20 protein-coding genes and 1 pseudogene are annotated in these 16302 nt (G+C 68.0%); 15 read left to right on the forward strand and 6 right to left on the reverse strand.

What is annotated here, in order from left to right:
- On the reverse strand, nucleotides 1-683 hold a 683-nt coding region (locus AB0J09_RS16835; RefSeq protein WP_360690968.1), incomplete at its 3' end, for an SDR family NAD(P)-dependent oxidoreductase.
- 236 nt (nucleotides 684-919) lie between these two features.
- Here AB0J09_RS16835 and AB0J09_RS16840 point away from each other — a divergent pair.
- Entirely contained in the window at nucleotides 920-1621 is a 702-nt protein-coding gene (locus tag AB0J09_RS16840) for a helix-turn-helix domain-containing protein (protein WP_360690972.1), read from the forward strand.
- A 13-nt stretch (nucleotides 1622-1634) separates the two neighbouring features.
- Nucleotides 1635-2375 carry a hypothetical protein gene (locus tag AB0J09_RS16845; protein WP_360690975.1) on the forward strand — a complete coding sequence of 247 codons (741 nt, stop codon included), beginning with the start codon at nucleotides 1635-1637 and terminating at the stop codon, nucleotides 2373-2375.
- A gap of 125 nt (nucleotides 2376-2500) precedes the next feature.
- Here AB0J09_RS16845 and AB0J09_RS16850 read toward each other — a convergent pair whose 3' ends face one another.
- Complete coding sequence (locus AB0J09_RS16850) at nucleotides 2501-2704, reverse strand: heavy-metal-associated domain-containing protein (RefSeq protein ID WP_360690978.1); 204 nt, start codon at nucleotides 2702-2704, stop codon at nucleotides 2501-2503.
- Between the two features lie 76 nt (nucleotides 2705-2780).
- Nucleotides 2781-3110, reverse strand: coding sequence for a hypothetical protein (locus AB0J09_RS16855; RefSeq protein WP_360690981.1), 330 nt, complete (start codon nucleotides 3108-3110; stop codon nucleotides 2781-2783).
- Between AB0J09_RS16855 and AB0J09_RS16860 the strand changes: the two genes are divergently transcribed.
- A complete protein-coding gene (locus AB0J09_RS16860; RefSeq protein ID WP_360690984.1) occupies nucleotides 3109-3249 on the forward strand; it encodes a hypothetical protein in 141 nt (46 codons plus the stop codon). The genes AB0J09_RS16855 and AB0J09_RS16860 overlap by 2 nt on opposite strands.
- Here the strand turns inward: AB0J09_RS16860 and AB0J09_RS16865 are convergent.
- Entirely contained in the window at nucleotides 3229-4635 is a 1407-nt protein-coding gene (locus tag AB0J09_RS16865) for an MFS transporter (RefSeq protein WP_360690987.1), read from the reverse strand. The two genes, AB0J09_RS16860 and AB0J09_RS16865, sit on opposite strands and share 21 nt — an antisense overlap.
- 12 nt (nucleotides 4636-4647) lie before the next feature.
- On the opposite strand from AB0J09_RS16865, the gene AB0J09_RS16870 reads away from it, so the two are divergent.
- From AB0J09_RS16870 to AB0J09_RS16890, 5 genes are all read left to right on the forward strand, one after another.
- Nucleotides 4648-5328 carry an NUDIX hydrolase gene (locus tag AB0J09_RS16870; RefSeq protein WP_360690990.1) on the forward strand — a complete coding sequence of 227 codons (681 nt, stop codon included), beginning with the start codon at nucleotides 4648-4650 and terminating at the stop codon, nucleotides 5326-5328.
- Nucleotides 5329-5376: 48 nt separating this feature from the next.
- Entirely contained in the window at nucleotides 5377-5628 is a 252-nt protein-coding gene (locus AB0J09_RS16875) for a hypothetical protein (protein WP_360690993.1), read from the forward strand.
- A 323-nt stretch (nucleotides 5629-5951) separates the two neighbouring features.
- Nucleotides 5952-6812 (forward strand): DMT family transporter, encoded by an 861-nt coding sequence (locus AB0J09_RS16880; protein WP_360690996.1) that lies wholly within the window; start codon nucleotides 5952-5954, stop codon nucleotides 6810-6812.
- Between the two features lie 237 nt (nucleotides 6813-7049).
- The gene (locus AB0J09_RS16885; protein WP_360690999.1) at nucleotides 7050-8450 is read left to right on the forward strand and encodes an MFS transporter; all 1401 of its coding nucleotides are present in this window, start codon (nucleotides 7050-7052) and stop codon (nucleotides 8448-8450) included.
- Between the two features lie 153 nt (nucleotides 8451-8603).
- Nucleotides 8604-9218: a hypothetical protein gene (locus AB0J09_RS16890; protein ID WP_360691002.1), complete on the forward strand. Its 615-nt coding sequence runs from the start codon at nucleotides 8604-8606 to the stop codon at nucleotides 9216-9218.
- Between the two features lie 42 nt (nucleotides 9219-9260).
- Here AB0J09_RS16890 and AB0J09_RS16895 read toward each other — a convergent pair whose 3' ends face one another.
- The gene (locus tag AB0J09_RS16895) at nucleotides 9261-9461 is read right to left on the reverse strand and encodes a hypothetical protein (RefSeq protein WP_360691005.1); all 201 of its coding nucleotides are present in this window, start codon (nucleotides 9459-9461) and stop codon (nucleotides 9261-9263) included.
- 264 nt (nucleotides 9462-9725) lie between these two features.
- On the opposite strand from AB0J09_RS16895, the gene AB0J09_RS16900 reads away from it, so the two are divergent.
- Nucleotides 9726-10439: an integrase gene (locus AB0J09_RS16900; RefSeq protein ID WP_360691008.1), complete on the forward strand. Its 714-nt coding sequence runs from the start codon at nucleotides 9726-9728 to the stop codon at nucleotides 10437-10439.
- Nucleotides 10440-10490: 51 nt separating this feature from the next.
- On the opposite strand, the gene AB0J09_RS16905 is transcribed toward AB0J09_RS16900, so the two are convergent.
- Nucleotides 10491-10619 (reverse strand): hypothetical protein, encoded by a 129-nt coding sequence (locus AB0J09_RS16905; RefSeq protein WP_360691011.1) that lies wholly within the window; start codon nucleotides 10617-10619, stop codon nucleotides 10491-10493.
- A 469-nt stretch (nucleotides 10620-11088) separates the two neighbouring features.
- Here AB0J09_RS16905 and AB0J09_RS16910 point away from each other — a divergent pair, with 469 nt between their 5' ends.
- The 6 genes and pseudogenes from AB0J09_RS16910 (at nucleotide 11089) to AB0J09_RS16935 (ending at nucleotide 16302) form a co-directional block, all read left to right on the forward strand.
- Nucleotides 11089-11229, forward strand: a complete 141-nt coding sequence (locus tag AB0J09_RS16910) for a hypothetical protein (protein WP_360691014.1) — start codon at nucleotides 11089-11091, stop codon at nucleotides 11227-11229.
- Between the two features lie 352 nt (nucleotides 11230-11581).
- Nucleotides 11582-13228, forward strand: a complete 1647-nt coding sequence (locus AB0J09_RS16915; RefSeq protein WP_360691017.1) for a glycosyl hydrolase family 28 protein — start codon at nucleotides 11582-11584, stop codon at nucleotides 13226-13228.
- Nucleotides 13229-13257: 29 nt separating this feature from the next.
- Nucleotides 13258-13380, forward strand: a pseudogene (locus tag AB0J09_RS16920) (IS256 family transposase); the annotation flags it as partial.
- A 219-nt stretch (nucleotides 13381-13599) separates the two neighbouring features.
- A complete protein-coding gene (locus AB0J09_RS16925; RefSeq protein ID WP_360691083.1) occupies nucleotides 13600-13797 on the forward strand; it encodes a ferredoxin in 198 nt (65 codons plus the stop codon).
- Nucleotide 13798: 1 nt separating this feature from the next.
- On the forward strand, nucleotides 13799-15070 hold the full coding sequence (locus AB0J09_RS16930; protein WP_360691020.1) for an FAD/NAD(P)-binding oxidoreductase: 1272 nt from the start codon (nucleotides 13799-13801) through the stop codon (nucleotides 15068-15070).
- 14 nt (nucleotides 15071-15084) lie between these two features.
- The gene (locus AB0J09_RS16935; protein ID WP_360691023.1) at nucleotides 15085-16302 is read left to right on the forward strand and encodes a cytochrome P450; all 1218 of its coding nucleotides are present in this window, start codon (nucleotides 15085-15087) and stop codon (nucleotides 16300-16302) included.

Here is a 16302-nt window from a genome sequence, read left to right on the forward strand (position 1 = left end):
GTCGCGACGACGCCGGGGTCCGAGGCCGGGCTGCCTTCCATCGGCATCTCGGCCGCGCGTGCCATGGCCTCGACCATCCGCTTGTAGGCCCCGTTCCCGGAGATCTCCCGCAGTTGCCGCGCGGTCCCGGCCTCGAAATCGGTCTTGATGATGCCGGGCTGGATGACGACGACGTCGATGCCGAACTGCCCGGTCTCCATGCGGAGCGTGTCGGAGAAGGCCTCCAGGGCATGCTTGGAGGCGTAGTACCAGGCGCCGAGTGGAAGGGCCAGCTCGCCGCCGATCGAGGACACGTTGACGATCGTGCCCGATCGCTGCCCCCGCATCTGCGGCAGGACGAGCTGGATCAGGCGGGCCGGCGCGAACACGTTGACCTCGAACTCGTCTCGCGCCATCTCCAGCGGCGTGTCCTCGACCGCGCCGTGCACGACGGCTCCCGCGTTGTTCACCAGGACGTCGATCCGCTGGTGTTCGTCCAGGACGGTACGGACGACCCGCTGGAGATCTTCTTCCTTGGTCACGTCCATCGGCAGGGCGTGACCTCCCGCTTCGCGGATCGCCTCCATCATGTGCACCCGCCGCGCCACGCCGTACACGATGTGTCCTGCGCGCAGGAGCTCGAGTGCGGTGGCGTGGCCGATGCCGGATGAGGCGCCGGTTACGAGGCATACCTTGGCAGCCATTGCCAGGGGTCTCCTTGTCTCAATAGTGATCTACGTCGCCCGTGGCGATCGTTCACGCACATGGAAAAGCTACGGATGCGTTTAAGGATTCAGCAAGGCGGAAACGTTGCTACCGCAGGTCAGCCAGGGGTAATTGGCGCAACAACCGTGCTGGCAAATGCAACAACCTCAACGCCGCGTGTAGCAATCAAGCACGCTTGAAGGCATACTTGTGCGTCCGCGACGAGGGAGGGCGCATGCCGGGAGGCCACCTGACGTACGAGGACCGCCGCAAGATCGCCGAAGGACTGGCGGAAGGGCTCGCCTACGCGGAGATCGCCCGCCGTCTGGGGCGGCCGAGGTCGACCGTCGGCCGCGAGATCACACGCAACGGCGGCCCGCACGGCTACCGCGCGGCACGGGCGCAGCAGGCGACCGAATGGCGCGCCCGCCGCCGGCCTCACCCGCCGTCGGGTACGCCGGCGACCGCGGATGCCAACGGGCGTGACCCTCAGGCAGTACGCGAACTCGAGCAGAAACTCACTGAGAGGTTCGGAGGGGTGCCGACGATGGCGGCCAGGGTGATGGCCTCCCTGTTCACCAGCGATACCGGCAACCTGACCGTCGCCGACCTGACTGAGCGGCTGCGTGTCAGCCCCGCGTCGATCTCCAAGGGGGTCAACTGGCTCGAGCAGGTGGGACTCGTCAAACGCGAGCGTGACAACCGGCGTGAGCGGTACAGCATCGACGCTGACGTCTGGTACCGGGCGTGGTTGGTGGGCATGCGGTCGATGACGCTGTGGGCCGATACCGTCCGGGAAGGCGTCGACGTCCTCGGCGCCCACACCCCGGCCGGCGTCCGGCTCCAGACGGCAAGCCGGTTCTTCGACCTCATCAGCTCCGACATGGCCCAGGCGACCGAACATTACCGGCAAACCTTCGCCGGCACCGCGGAGTGAAGGGGCCCTCACAGTGTTCTCCGTCGAGGAACGCGATCACGTCCAAGCGCGCCTGCTCAAGCTCGCCGAATCCGACGACGCGATCGTCGGTGCGGCTCTGACGGGCTCGAACGCCGTCGGAGACGGCGACCGGTGGTCGGACATCGATCTGGTGCTCGCCGTACGCGACGATCTCACCGCGCCGCTGAACCGCTGGACACGATGGCTCTACGAGGAACTCGGCGCGGTGCACCACTGGGACCTGCCGGCAAGCTCGAGGATCATCCGCGTGTTCCTGCTGCCCGGCTGGCTGGAAATCGACCTCACCTTCGCTGCCGAATCAGAGTTCGGCGCGCGAGGGCCGCAGTGGCGGACCCTCTTCGGCCAGGCGCGCCAACTGGCGCCCTTCTCCACACCCGACATCGACAACCTGGTCGGTCTGTGCTGGCACCACGTCCTGCACGCCCGGGTCTGCATCGAACGTGGCCGTTGGTGGCAGGCCGAACACTGGATCAGTGCCATCCGCGACCACACGATCACCCTCGCCTGCCTGCGGCTGGGCCACCCCTCCGGCTATGCCAAGGGTGCTCATCTCCTGCCTGACGAACTGACGGTGCCGCTGGAAGCGACGCTCGTCCGCTCCCTCTCCGAACCTGAACTCCGTCGTGCCCTCGGCGCCGCCGTCACCTCCCTCACAGACGAGATGGAGCGGACCGTCCACGAACTCGCCGGTCGGCTACGGCCCATGCTCATGGAACACGCTGGAGGGAAGTGAGCGACGCTGATCGTCTTCGGCTCCTTACGGCACCGGTGAGGCCAGGGCGATGTGCGGGCGGCCCGTTATGGGGTGCGGGCCGACGTGGGCACGTACACCGAAGACCTGAGCAGACGGCTGCCGGATCAGGAGACCACCCGATAGCCCGCCTCAACGATCGCCGCGCGCACCTGCGACTCCTCAAGCGACGGCCCCCCGCTCACCGTGACGCGGCCCTCCGGCACGTTCACCTCCACCCGCTCGACGCCCTGCAACGGCAGGACCTGCTCCCGGATCGCCGAAGCGCAGTGCCCGCAACTCATTCCCGATACCGCGACGGACAGGGTCATTGACCTGAACCTTTCCTGTGGAACGGCCAAGCGGCCTGTAGGTGGAGATACGCGCCCCGCGGCCTCCGGGTTCATCTCAAGCAAGTGAGAGGGTGCGGTCGAGCCAGTCGAACATGTGCTGGTGCAACGTGGCGCGCCCGCCATAGCTGCAGTGCTCACCGAGCCCTTCCGGCTCGGCGAGGGAGATGATGGTGTTCGGGCTGGTGAGGGCCTGGTGCAGCCGCATGGGCTCGCCCTTGAAGGCGAAGTCGTTGTCCGGGTCGAAGATCAGGGCCGGAGTGGTGATCTGGTGGACGATCCCGTCCAGCGTGCAGGGACGGGACCGGCGCACATAGTCGGGGCGTGCAGGGCGAGCTCCCGCCGTGGTCAAGGGAATCCGGGCCTGGGCCGGAGCGACGACGATCATGTTCGCGCTCTCCATCCCCGCCGCCCTCGTCGCCGGACGGTGGGCCATGATCGCTTGGCCGGTGGGCTACCTCGGCCTGCGGTTCGTCGCCGAGCACTTCGTCCGCAAGAACCGCGGGTCAGCGGTTCGTGCGGGGTAGAGCCTGGACGAGGGCGGCGACCATCACGTCCAACGCGACGAGGAGGAGCAGGCCCATGGCGAAGGCGTGCGGGTAGGTACCCAGCGCCCCGTAGAAGACCATGCCGACCACGGCCACGCCGATCGCGCCGCCCGCCTGCTGCGCGGTGCTCAGCACACCGGACGCGGCGGCCGCGTGCCTGGGATCCACTCCGTTCAGGACCAGCGCGGGCAGCGGTGCCATGACCAGCCCCATCCCGGCGCCGGCGACCACGAGCCCGGGGATGATCCAGCCGATGGGCCCGTGATCGCCCAGGGCGGTGGCGGTTTGGGCGAGGACGCCGTAGCCGACGGCCATGATCAGCGCGCCCAGCGCGACGACCTGGCGGCCGAGTCTCGCCGCGACCTTGGCGGCCTGCGTCGAGGACGCGAAGTAGCCCAGGCCCAGCGGAAGGAAGATGAGCCCGGAGTCCAGGGCGTCCAGCCCGCGGCCCTGCTGGAGGTAGAGCGCCAGGATCAGGAAGAACGAGCCCATCGTCATCGCGTGCAGCAGGCTGACCACCGTGCCCGTGGAGAAGGAGCGATGCCGGAACAGCCCGGGGTCGACCAGGGGCGCGGCGACCCGCCGCTGGTGGAGCGCGAAAGAGGTCAGCAGGACGGCCGCCGCCGCCAGGCACAGCCAGGTCCACGCGGGCCAGCCCTGCTCGCTGCCCTGCACGAGCGGGAAGACGATGGCGACCAGGCCGAGCGAGGCGAGCACGGTGCCGCCCAGATCCAGCCGCGGGCCGCCGCCGGGGAGGCGGGATTCGGGCACCAGGCGCGGGGCCAGGGCGATGGCGAGCGCGCCTATCGGCACGTTGATCAGGAAGATGGTGCGCCAGCCCAGCCCCGCCAGGTCCGCGTTGATCAGCACACCGCCGATGAGCTGCCCGAACACGCCTCCGAAGCCCATCGTGACGCCGTACGCGTTGAAGGCCTTCGCCCGGTGCTCGCCGGTGTAGACAGTGTTGATGATCGCCAGGACCTGCGGCATCAGCAGCGCCGCGCCGAGGCCCTGGCCGACCCTGGCGCCGATCAGAACTTCGGCGGTGGGCGCCGCCCCGCAGAGCAGCGACGCCACCGTGAAGGCGGCCAGGCCGACGACGAACATCCGGCGCCGCCCGTACAGGTCCCCCAGTCTCCCGGCGGTGATCAGTCCGGCGGCCAGCGCGAGACCGAACCCGGCCACGACGAACTGGATCTGCGAAGGTGTGGCGTGCAGGTCGCGCTGGATGGCGGGGATCGCCACGTTGACTATGAAGAAGTCGAGGGTGGTGATGAAGAGGCCGGACAGGAGGACCAGCAGAGTCCCCCGCCCGGGATCGGCCGCCCGGGGAAGGGCGGACTCAGGTGCCTTGATGGCGGTCATGTCACTCTCCTGATGTGGTGGCCGCTGCAAGGTCGAGAATGCCGTCGGCACCTGCACCGTGGCGATTACGTGGGAGGTCATGCTCGGCGGGCGCGGGTATGGCTGATTTGCGGCGAACGTCGCCTGCGCTCGGTTCTGGAACAGGGCATCGGCCGCATCAGGCCTGTGAGCAACGTGGTGGTACGAATGAACGAAATGAGTAAGCCGTACCTCGAGCCGGCTGACTGGTATGCGAGCCTGCCGACGGCATACCTCTCGGCGTGCATGCTGCTGACTGACGACGACGACCGCGTCCTGCTCGTCAAGCCGAACTACCGCCCACATTGGGCGATCCCTGGTGGCGTCGTCGAAGCCGGGGAGGCTCCGCATGAGTGCGCCATGCGGGAGATCCTTGAAGAGCTCGGGCTGGATGTCCAGGTCGGAGACTTGCTGGTGGTGGACTGGTCACCACCGCAGGGGGAACGGCCTCGCGCCATGATGAACTTCCTCTTCGGCGGCGGCACCATCACCGACCCCAGCCAGATCAGGCTCCAAGCCGACGAGCTCGATGACGCCGAGTTCCTCAGCTGGGAGGACGCCGAACACAGGCTTCCCAGGAACACCGCGGCGCGGATCCCCGCCGCGCGCCGGGCTCGCGAAAGCGGCTGTACGGTCTACCTTCCCGCTGACCACACCGCGTCGCCCATCTCATGATGGCCTGGAGACGTACGCGCCGCGTGCCTTGGCGATCTGCACGGCCAGATGCCCGACCCGATCCGCGTGCTCGCCGGTTGGGCCGAGTCCAACGGCGAAGCCGTCGTGAACGCTCAGTACGCGTACGACCGGCTCACCGTCCCCTGGCCCGGTGACGGCGCGTCCGTCGAAGCGTCACGGTACGTCCGGCGTGACCGCCGATTCGACCAACGCGTTCACCAGAGGAGCCAGCCGCCGGACTGCATCGCCCTCGTGCTCGGGCTGGGCGCGACGTTCCTGGGGATGAGCCGGAACCGCTGACTCCGGGGGCTTCCCTGAGCGGAATCCGGACCCGGCATGGGCCCGGCTTCCGCCTTAGACCGGACTCCCAGATGGGAGACGAGGGCCCAGCACACGGCAGCGCCGCACCGCCCATCACCGCATCGAGGCAGATCAGACCAGGCCCGCCTCAGTTACGGAGCCAGCGTTTGGGGAAGCCTCAACGGGAGGCTGCCCGATCGAAACCCGTCCGAAAGGGCCTCTAACGGTGGGCATGGGTGATCACGACATGGGGGACACCTTTCCGCCTCGACACTCGTTCCCGTCGAGCAGGACATCGGAGAGGGCCGCCATTGATGATCATAATGATCTCTCTGGGGGCGGCGTGCCTTCTCGGCATCGGCTTCGTCGCCCAACAGCACGCCGCGTATCGCGAACCCCTTGAGGAGATGCTGCACGCGCGCCTGCTGCTGGACCTCATGCGCATGCCGTTGTGGCTGGCCGGGATCGGGCTGATGCTCGGTGGCCAACTCCTCAGCGCTGTCGCGCTGCGGGAGGCGGATGTGGCGCAGGTGACGCCGCTTCTCGCGATGAACCTGCTGTTCGCCCTGACCGCGGCCCATGTCATCTACAAGGAACCGTTCGGCCGCATGCTGCAACTGGGCGCCGTACTGGTGAGCGGAGGAGTGGCCCTTTTCCTCTTCGCCGGGCGGCCTCAAGGCGGCCATCTTCCAGATCCGGTTTCCATGCGGTGGCTCGCGGCGCTCCCGGTGGTCATGGCCGCGGCGGCGCTGGTCCTGTTCGGTCTGCGGCGTTCCCTGAAGGTCAAGGCGATGTCGCTGGCCGCCGCGGCCGGAGTGCTGTACGGGGTGCAGGACGTGCTGACCCGCAGTACCCTGCTCACCCTCGGCAACGGGCTGAGCGTGCTCGAGACCTGGCAACCGTACGTGCTGCCGTGCGTCGCCGTGGTGGGGTTGCTCCTCAACCAGAGCGCGTTCGACGCCGCTCCGCTGCAGATCTCGTTGCCGGCCACCACCGCCGCCGAGCCGATCATCGGGATCGTGCTCGGAGCGGCGATCTTCTCCGAGCATCTGCGGGTCACTCCGGAAGCGCTCGCAGGCGAGGTGGCCGGCCTGATCGCACTGGTGGCGGGCATCGTCATCCTCGGCCGATCCCGGTTCCTGGCCAAGCACGCGCACCAGCAGCAGCGCCGGGAGGAGCGGTGATCTCCGTGGTGCCGACGCCTCAGCGATGCGGCGTCGCGCGGCACGATCTCGGTACCCCAGAGCAGCTGGACCCCCGTATATCCGGTGCGTGCGTTTCGGGCATAGATGCAGTGGGAGACGTCGATGTCCGCGAACTCGGGGGATAAACGGCACCAATTGACGCACGCCGTGCTCGATTGGGCCGCACGAAGAACGGTTACCGTGGTGGGCGGCCCTGCACGGTTTCGGGTCATTGCCATGCTCGCATGCGTTCTCGCCCTTGTTACCGCCGACCAGGGAACCGTCGGAGCGGTGGGCGTGGAAATCAAGCAGTCCCTGGACATCACCAATACCGAACTCGGATCCTTGACCGCCGTCTCCTCCGCGGCCGGCGCCCTCGCCGTCCTGCCCGTCGGCGTCCTGACGGACCGCGTACGCCGAGTGAGGTTCCTCACTGGCTGTATCGCATTGTGGAGCCTGGCCATGCTGGTCGGTGGCCTGGCCGATTCGCTCTCGTGGCTCCTGCTTTCCCGGGTGGCACTCGGGGCTCTGACCGCCGCGGCCGGGCCCACGGTCGTCTCGCTCGTCGGCGACTTCTTTCCCGCTGCCGAACGGGGCCGGATCTACGGCTTCATCTTGAGCGGTGAGATGCTCGGCGCCGGCTTCGGCCTGGTGGTTGGGAGCACCCTCGCGCATCTTCTGTCATGGCACGCGGCGTTCTGGTTCCTCGCACTCCTGGGAATCGCCTTCGTATTCGTCATCGCACGCAAGCTGCCTGAGCCCAAGCGGGGCGGCCAGAGTCGATTGCCCGCAGATACGCTCACTTCGAGGGCGGGATTGGCCGACAAGAGCAAGGACCGCAGCGGTGTAGGGCGGGATCACGATGACGCGGTGCGTCTCGCGGCGCGCCGTCGCGGGATCGGCCCCGATCCGGCGTTGGTGCTTCGCCGTGACCCCGTACGCATGTCCCTGTGGCAGGCGACGCAGTATGTACTGAGCATCCGGACGAACGTCGTCTTGATCATCGCCTCGGTGATCGGATATTTCTTCTTCGCCGGTCTGCGGACCTTCGCCGTCGTCTTCGTTCATGGGCAGTACGGTGTCAGCCAAGCGGCGCTGACGGGCCTGGTCTTCCTCATCGGCGCCGGCGCGCTCCTGGGAGTGCTCAGTGGCGGGCGCATCGCCGACCGGTTCGCCCGTCGCGGGCACATCAGCGCCCGCATGGTGATCCCCTCGGTCGCCTATATCACCGCCGCGGTCTTCTTCGTCCCGGGACTGCTCACCACGTCGGTGGCGATCGCGCTGCCGTTCCTGTTCATCGCGGCCACGTCGTTGTCGGCGGCCAATCCCCCACTGGAGGCCGCCCGCCTCGATGTCGTTCACTTCCGGCTCTGGGGCCGCGCGGAGAGCGTCCGCACATTCCTCCGCGTGGGCGCGGAAGCCGTCGCCCCGGTGACCTTTGGCGTTCTGGCCGACGTCCTCGGCCCGGGCGGCACGACCAGCGCCCAGGGATTGCGGTACGCCTTCCTGATCATGCTGGTCCCGCTGGCGGCGAACGCGGTCGTGCTCCTGCACGGCAGGCATGCCTATCCGCGTGACGTCGCCACAGCTGCCGCCTCCGAACGCATGACAGGCACCGATCGCAGACGAGTCCGATAGTCCGCGTCACCGGGCAAGCGCGGCTCCCCCATGAGGGGGATGTGTGGAGCTCGGGGTGGCGCGACGTTTGAGACAGCACACCATGTTGCCCACCGGATCAGGGGACGTCATGACGATCCGCGCCGGTCGGGTGTTCAGACAAGGAGACTCCCCATGACCGCGCGCGCCATCCTGGCGAAGTTGCACGGCCGGACGGCGGCGGGCGTGCCCCGCTGGGCCGTGTGGGCCGCGTACGCCACCACGCTGACCCCCCTGCCCTCCGGCATCTGGCGGATCGCGGCCTTCAACTTCGGCGTACCGCTGCTGGAGTACGGCGCGACGCCCCCGTCTGGCCACGGCCCTGTGTTGATCGACGGCGGGTGGTGGTACGTCATCTCGCTCAGTGTGGTCAGCGAGGCGATGGCGTTCCTGACCGTCGGGCTGGTCGCGCAGTGGGGTGAGGTATGGCCGCGCTGGATCCCCGGCCTGGGTGGCCGCCGGGTGCCGGTCCTGGCGGCTGTCATCCCCGCCGGCCTCGGCGCGACGGTGCTGCTGATCTTCCCGTACGCGATGGTCATGTTCGCCTTCGGCCGGATGATCAACGGGAGCCCCACAGGCCTGATCGTGCACGGTTGGCAGACCGTCGCTTTCTGGGTCATGTACGCGCCGCTGGCCGCCTGGGGACCGCTGCTCGGCATCGTGACCGTGCACTACTACCGGCGCCGGCGCCGCGCCGAGCGGTCCGCCACCACCGAGGCCGGGCTCTCGACACCCCTGCCCGTCTCCTAGTCCCGGCGCCGCGTTCAAGCTCCTCGTCCGCGAACACCCGCGTCACCACCGAACGACCTCCAGCCAGCTCCACCGGAGCATGAGCCAGGACGCCCCTTCAGCCATGTCCCAGTACCACGGCACCCCCGACAGCACGGCCGGCGTGACCAGCTCGGCGTTAGTGAGCGTCGGTGTGATGCCGATCTTCGGCCGTGGTTGGGCCTTCAACGCGTCGTCGATGCGCACGTAGAGTGCGGTTGCCATCCGGCTCACGTACGGTGACGAGTCGCCCAGCCAGGACCCGCGCGGATCGCGGCAAATCCGGATACCGATCAAGGGCTGGACTGTGGGCCCCACGCGTCTGCGCGGCGCCAGATGTGTGTACTCCAAGCGGGTCGGCGGTTGTTATGGTGAGCGCCTTGATCGGCGGGAGGACGGCGGTAGGGCATGCGGGTGACGATGACGAGCGCTGCCAAACGGACTGACCGCGCGAACGAGGACTTCACCGGCGCCGTACCGACGGCAGCGGTGCTGATCGACGGCGCCGGCATCCCCGGCACCGAATCGATCTGCCGGCACGGCGTGGCCTGGTACGCCAACCGCCTAGGAGGCAACCTCCTCAGCCTCTTGTCACTCGTGCGGGACCGCAGCCTTTCGGCGCTGCTCGCCGAGGCCATAGAGCAGGTGACGGACGATCACCGGAACACCTGCGACGTCGCCGACCCCATCAGTCCGTCGGCGACCGTAGCCATCCTGCGCCTGTCCGACGGCCTCATCGAGTATCTGGTGCTCGGCGACTCGGTCCTCGTGCTCGACAGAGCCGACGATGCGCCGCTCGTCGTCTCCGATCCCCGGGAGGTGATCATCAGCCGGTCGTACCAGCCCGCGCTCGAGGCCGCCGCCAAGGGTAGCGACGAGTACCACCGAGTCCTCCGAGACTTGCGCGCCAACCGGAACCAGCCGGGCGGCTTCTGGCTGGCCAAAGACGACCCGCGGGCGGCAGCCGAGGCGATCAGCGGAAACTGTCCGATCTCCGAGCTGACCGGCGCCGTCCTGCTCAGCAATGGGGCCAGCCGCATCGTGGACCGGTTCCAGCTCGCCGACTGGCCAGAGGTCATGGCCGTCCTGGCGTCGAGCGGACCCGCCGAAATCATCCATCGTGTCCGGCAGGCGGAGGCGCGCGACGCGGTGCCGGCGGACGATGCGACGATCGCACACTGCACCGACCTCGGCGAGCCCTGACCGTCTCCGGCTCACCTCGAGCAAGAGGTTGCGGGCGTGGCGGTGAGTGCGTCAGCCGTACTCGGCCTTTCTCACCACCTCCAGGGTCAGTGACAGCTCGGGTTCCGGTACGAAGTGGCCGAAGGTGTCGTTGGCGAAGAAGGAGACGCAGGCCACCGCAGCGGCGTGCGCGGCCGGCACCTCCCGCTGGTAGGGGTACGTGCGCCGGTCGTCGAGGTAGGTGCGGTACCAGTACCAGGGGTCGACGAAGTCCAGTCCGAGCAGCGGCGATCGTGCCGCTCGCGACCATCCGCCACCCTGAGGTGCTCGGTATCGAGAACGAGCGGGACACGGAGGGGCGTTCCGAGCCGGAGCTCGTGGTCCGCGCAACGGCACTTCCCGCCGCGGGAGACGACGCGTAACAGGCTGTTGACACGGCCGCAACGCCGTCATTATGCTCCGCCCATGTCGTGAATCGATTCACGATCATGAAACCGTGGTGAATCACACCGCGTCCTGGAGGCACGATCATGAGATCGAAACGTCCCCACGCTAATGGCGGCGCTCGCCCGCAAGCACGTGCTAGGCCGGTGCGACACACGCCTGGTGGTCGCTGCGAACGTCGTGACCGGGCAAGAACTTCTGGTACGGATCTCGGGCCCCCGGCGAGGTGAAGGTCGCCACCCGGGAGACGATGCTCCCCGGATCGTGCAGGCTCACGGCCGAGGCGGTGCGTGACATGGGGACGACCGAGGTCGACACCTTCCAGGTGGAGATCGTGCCGGACGTGTTCCGCGACAACTTCTCGTGAGAGGCGGCGACGTCCGAGGCGTCGAGCACCGTCGACGGAGCCTGGACCGTGATCGACGGCGTTTATCGCCGGCAGGACACGACACGCACGGGTTGGAAGTCCGTCGTCCACAACCTGAAGATCGGTGACGGCTCACGTCGAGGCCGCACGCACCAAGCTTCATCAGCGCGAACTGCTCGCCGGCCCAGCCGCGCCGCAGGCCGACGGCTTCTCATTCTTTGCCAGCGACACGTTCGACCACATCGTGCCCCACGGCCCGATGGACGAGACCTTCGCGACCGGCCGCGTCGGTCGCCGCTGTGACAAACCGCTCCCGGTCGCCCTCGGATGGGCCCCTAGGAATGAGTCTCACATGAACCTCCGATCCCTCCACTGTCCCCGCCCGTCTCTCGTCTCCCGCCTGGTCGCGGTCGGCTCCGTCATCGTCGGCATGGTGGCTGTCCTCGTCGCACCACAGGCCGCCGAAGCTGCGGTCGCCAACACGTCCATCTATCCGGTGCAGTCGATCTACTCCTTGTCGACCGACTACCAACTGACCGTCAACGGCCGCAACGTGCCGGTGCAGACGTATGCGGGCTACAACGGCTATCAGGGCTACGACATTGCGCAGTTCGCGATGGGCGACGGCGACGCCACCCTGGCGGTAACGAAGATCAACAACACGAACATCGGCGCGTACAGCATCAGCCCGCAGAAGCTCGGTATCGTCGGCTCCATCAGCGGCCCCACCCTGACCTTCACCGTGCACGACAACGCGTACCTGATCGTCAAGCTCGATGGCCGGCCCAACCTCGTCATCGCGATCGACCCGGGGGAGAACAATCGACCCCCATCCAGCGGCACGGGGATCTTCAACGTCCGCAACGCTCCGTACTCCGTGGATCCGGGCAGCGGCTACGTCACCACCGCGTTCCAGCAGGCGCTGGACGACGCCGCCGCGTGGGGTTCGGCCAACGGCCGGCAGGGCATCGTCTACGTGCCGCCCGGCGTCTACACCGTCGGCAACCTCTACCTGCGCAGCGACCTCGCGCTCTACCTGGAGCAAGGCGCCGTGCTGCGGTACACCGGCGAGCGGGCCAACTACACCACGCACTGGCACAAGGATTCCCAGAACCGCGACGTCACCTGGTTCATATCGACCCGCTACTCGTCAAACAACATCTCGATCTACGGGCGTGGAGTCATCGACGGCAACGGGGCGGCGTCGCTGCAACCGAGCAATCTCGGCGTCAACCTGCTCACGCCCATCTACACAAACGGGTTCACCCTGGACGGGGTCACCTTCCGCGAGTCGAGCAGTTGGGCCATCATGCCGACTCGCTCGTCGAACATGACCTTTCGCAACCTGAAGATCTTCAACCGCTTCGGCATGGGCGAGAATGACGGCATCGACGTCATGGAGTCGTCGAACGTGACCGTCAGCAACGCGATCGGCATCGGCCATGACGATCCGTTCAGTACCAAGACCTGGGACAACACCGTGGATCTGTTCCGCAACGTGCCCGGCGACCCCCGGCCGCTCTCCGGGGTGACCTTCGAAGACCTCGTGTCGTGGACGTTCTGCTACGGGTTCAAGGTCGGCCAGGGCGTCATCCAGAACCAGGAGAGTGTGACGTTCCGCCGTGCGGTCGTCTATGACGCCGCCGTCGGCATAGGCGTCCACCACAAGTACGGCTCAGGCATGGCTTCCCAGATACGTTTCGAGGATGTCGACGTGGAACGGCTGAGCTACAGCAACGATAACAACCGCACCTGGCTCGTCCTGTGGACCGGCAACACCTACGGCGTCGGCCCCGTCGACGGGGTCACCGTGACCAACGCGCGGATCCGCAACGCCGGCACGACCCCGGGCCGGATCAACGGCCAGCCCGGTGCCCCGATCACCGGCGTCACACTGGATCGGGTGTACATGCCCGGCAGTTCGACCCCGGCCACGTCCCTCAGCCAGATGAACATCACCAACCTCTCCGACTACGGCCCCGTCACCATCACGGGCTGACCAGCGCGACCATCAACCTCCGTAGCGCCTTCCTCAACCCGGAAGCCCTCGAACGCCTGGTCACCGCCGTGCTCAGCGAGATGCACGACGAGTGGATCGGCTTCCCCCGCCGATACCTCTCCGAAGGCAGCATGGTCGCCATCTACGCCGACGAACACGCCGGGCTGGGCCGCCGAGTAGTCGATCGGGCCGGGCGGGAGGGCGCGTCTGCCAGCCCGGACCTCTTGCCGGTACGCCCCCTTTGCGAGCCCTTTGCGATTCCCGCGAATTCCATAACCTTGCACTTGTCAGGTGACAAACATAAGCTGATGGCCGTCAGGTTGGCGGGCCGTGACGCGTCCGCCGAACGGATTCACCGGAAGGCTGAGCAAGTGAAGATCACCGTTGACGAGCCGAAGTGCTGCGGGGCCGGCCAGTGCGTTCTGGTCGCCCCGGAGGTGTTCGACCAGCGGGACGAGGACGGCATCGTGGTCCTGCTGGACGCCGAGCCCCCGGTCGAGCAGCACTTCGCCGTACGGGAAGCCGCGCAGGTCTGCCCGGCCGCGGCCATCCTCATCGAGGAAGACTGACGTGCTCGCCGAACAGGGGGCGCGCCGTCTCGTCGTGGTCGGCGGGTCGGCCGCCGGCCTCGCGGTCGTCGAGGAGGTACGGCGCCAGGGCTTCACCGGAGAGGTGACCCTCGTCGACGGGGAGCTGGGACTGCCCTACGACCGTCCGCCGCTCTCGAAGCAGCTGCTGGCCGGCGAATGGGAGGTCGAACGCCTGCTGCTGCGCTCGCAGGAACAGTGGGACGCCCTCGCCATCACCCACATACCCGGCACGGCCGCCATGTCGGTTGACGCGCAGACGTCCACCGTTGCTCTGGCCGACGGCACCGCCCTCGCCTACGACGCCCTGGTCATCGCCACCGGTGCCGAGGCCGTGCACCCTCCCTCGCTGGGAGCGGGGCGGTCCGGAGTCCAGGTGCTGCGGAACCTGTCGGACGCCCTGCGACTGCGCGGGTCCCTCGGCAACGGCGGCCCGCTGGTCGTCGTAGGCGCCGGGTTTGTCGGTGCGGAGGCCGCGGCCGTCGCTCGCGGCATGGGCCTTTCGGTAACGATGGTCGACCCGCTGCCGCTTCCCATGGTCAACGTACTGGGGGAAGAAGTGGCGGCCATGCTGGAGGCCAAGCACCGGGCCGCCGGCGTCGACCTGCGCTGCGGCAGGACAGTCACCGAAGTCCTCGCCGAGGCTGACCGGGCCACCGGCGTCGTCCTCGACGACGGCTCCGTACTCGAGACAGCCACGATCCTCGTCGCGGTCGGGGCGCGGCCGGCGGTCGGCTGGCTTACCGGGTCCGGCGTCCCGCTCGGCAGCAGGGAACGAGATGGTGTCGACGGTGTGTTGTGCGACGCGCACGGCCGTACCACCGACCGGATCTGGGCTGCGGGCGACGTAGCCGCCTGGCTCGACCCCGCCACCGGCCGCCACGTCGGCAGCGAGCACCGGCTGGCCGCCACCGAGCAAGGACGCGTGGTGGGAGCCGCCCTCATGGGTGCCGAACCGGCCACCACCGCTCTGCCGTACTTCTGGTCCGACCAGTACGACCTCAAGCTGCAGTCCTACGGTGCCACCGGACGGCAGATGGCCTTCACCGTTGTCGAAGGCTCCCTGGAAGCAGGCCGGTTCGTCGGCGTCTACGGCCATCGCAATGCCGAGGGGCAGCCCCACCGCGTCGACGGAGCGCTCGGCAGCGGCATGGCCCGAGCCCTGCGCACCTGGCGTCAGGCCGTGCTCGACCACGCCCCCTGGCCCGTCACCCCCACCACCGCAGTCCCCACCGCCCACGCACTGGCTCTTTGATCGAGGAAGACACTATGACCGTCACCGGCGAAAAGCCGCCCTTCTTTCCAGCCGAGCGCAGCTGCCCCTTCAGCGAGCCGCCGAAGTACGCCGAGTTCCGTGAGGCCGGCGGCCTCCACAAGGTCACCATCTGGAACGGCACGCAGCACTGGCTCGCCACCCGCCACGCCGACATCCGCGCCGTGCTGTCCAGCCCGTCCTTCAGCGCCGACGTGCGCCACCCTGACTTCCCCCTCGTGCACTCCAACCAGGCCGAGCACGAGGGCGGAATCTTCCTGCGGCTGGACGACCCCGAGCACGCCCGTCTGCGGCAGATGCTCACCAGGGAGTTCAGCGTCAAGCGCACCCAGGCGATGCGCGGCGAACTCCTCAAAATCACCGACGAGTTGATCGACGCGATGCTCGCCAAGGGCGGACCGGTCGACCTCATCCAGGACTTCGCCCTTCCCATGCCCTCCCGTGCTATCTGCGCCATCCTGGGCGTCCCCTACGAAGACCACGACGTCTTCCAGCAGCATGCCAACGCCGGAACCGACCTGGACGTCAGCTATGAGGAGCGGGACCGGGCCCTGCGTACGGCGTTCGACTACTACTCGTCGCTCATCGAGCGCAAGCGCCGGGACCCCGGGGACGACATGACCAGCCGGCTGATCACCGACCACGAGGGCCCGGACGGCTTCGCCCCCGAGATGATGCCCGTCCTGGTGGGCATCCTGGTCGGCGCCGGCCACGAGACCACAGCCAACATGCTGGGCCTGGGAACCGTCGCGCTGCTGCTCAACCCCGACCAGCGCGACCGGCTGCGCGAACACCCCGAACTCGCTGCCAGCACCGCGGAGGAGATGCTGCGCTACTGGAGCATCGTCTCCACCGACCCACGCCGGGTGGCCCTGGAGGACGTGGAGATCGGCGGACAGCTCGTCCGCAAGGGCGAGGGCGTCATCGTCTCACTGATCGCCGGCAACCGGGACAGCCGCGCCTTCGGTGCCGGTGAGGGCGAGTGCCCTGCCGACCAGCTCGACGTCGGCCGCAACGCCCGCCACCACGTCGCCTTCGGCTTCGGATCCCACCAGTGCCTGGGTCAGAACCTGGCCCGCGTGGAGATGCAGGTCGCCTGGCCGCGCCTGTTCGAGCGCATCCCCACACTCCGGCTCGCCGTCCCTGCTGAGGACCTGCCCTTCAAGAAGAACTCCATCGTGTATGGCCTCAAGTCTCTCCCGGTCGAATGGTGA

The sequence above is a fragment of the Nonomuraea sp. NPDC049784 genome (assembly GCF_040659615.1).
Taxonomy (GTDB): Bacteria; Actinomycetota; Actinomycetes; order Streptosporangiales; family Streptosporangiaceae; genus Nonomuraea.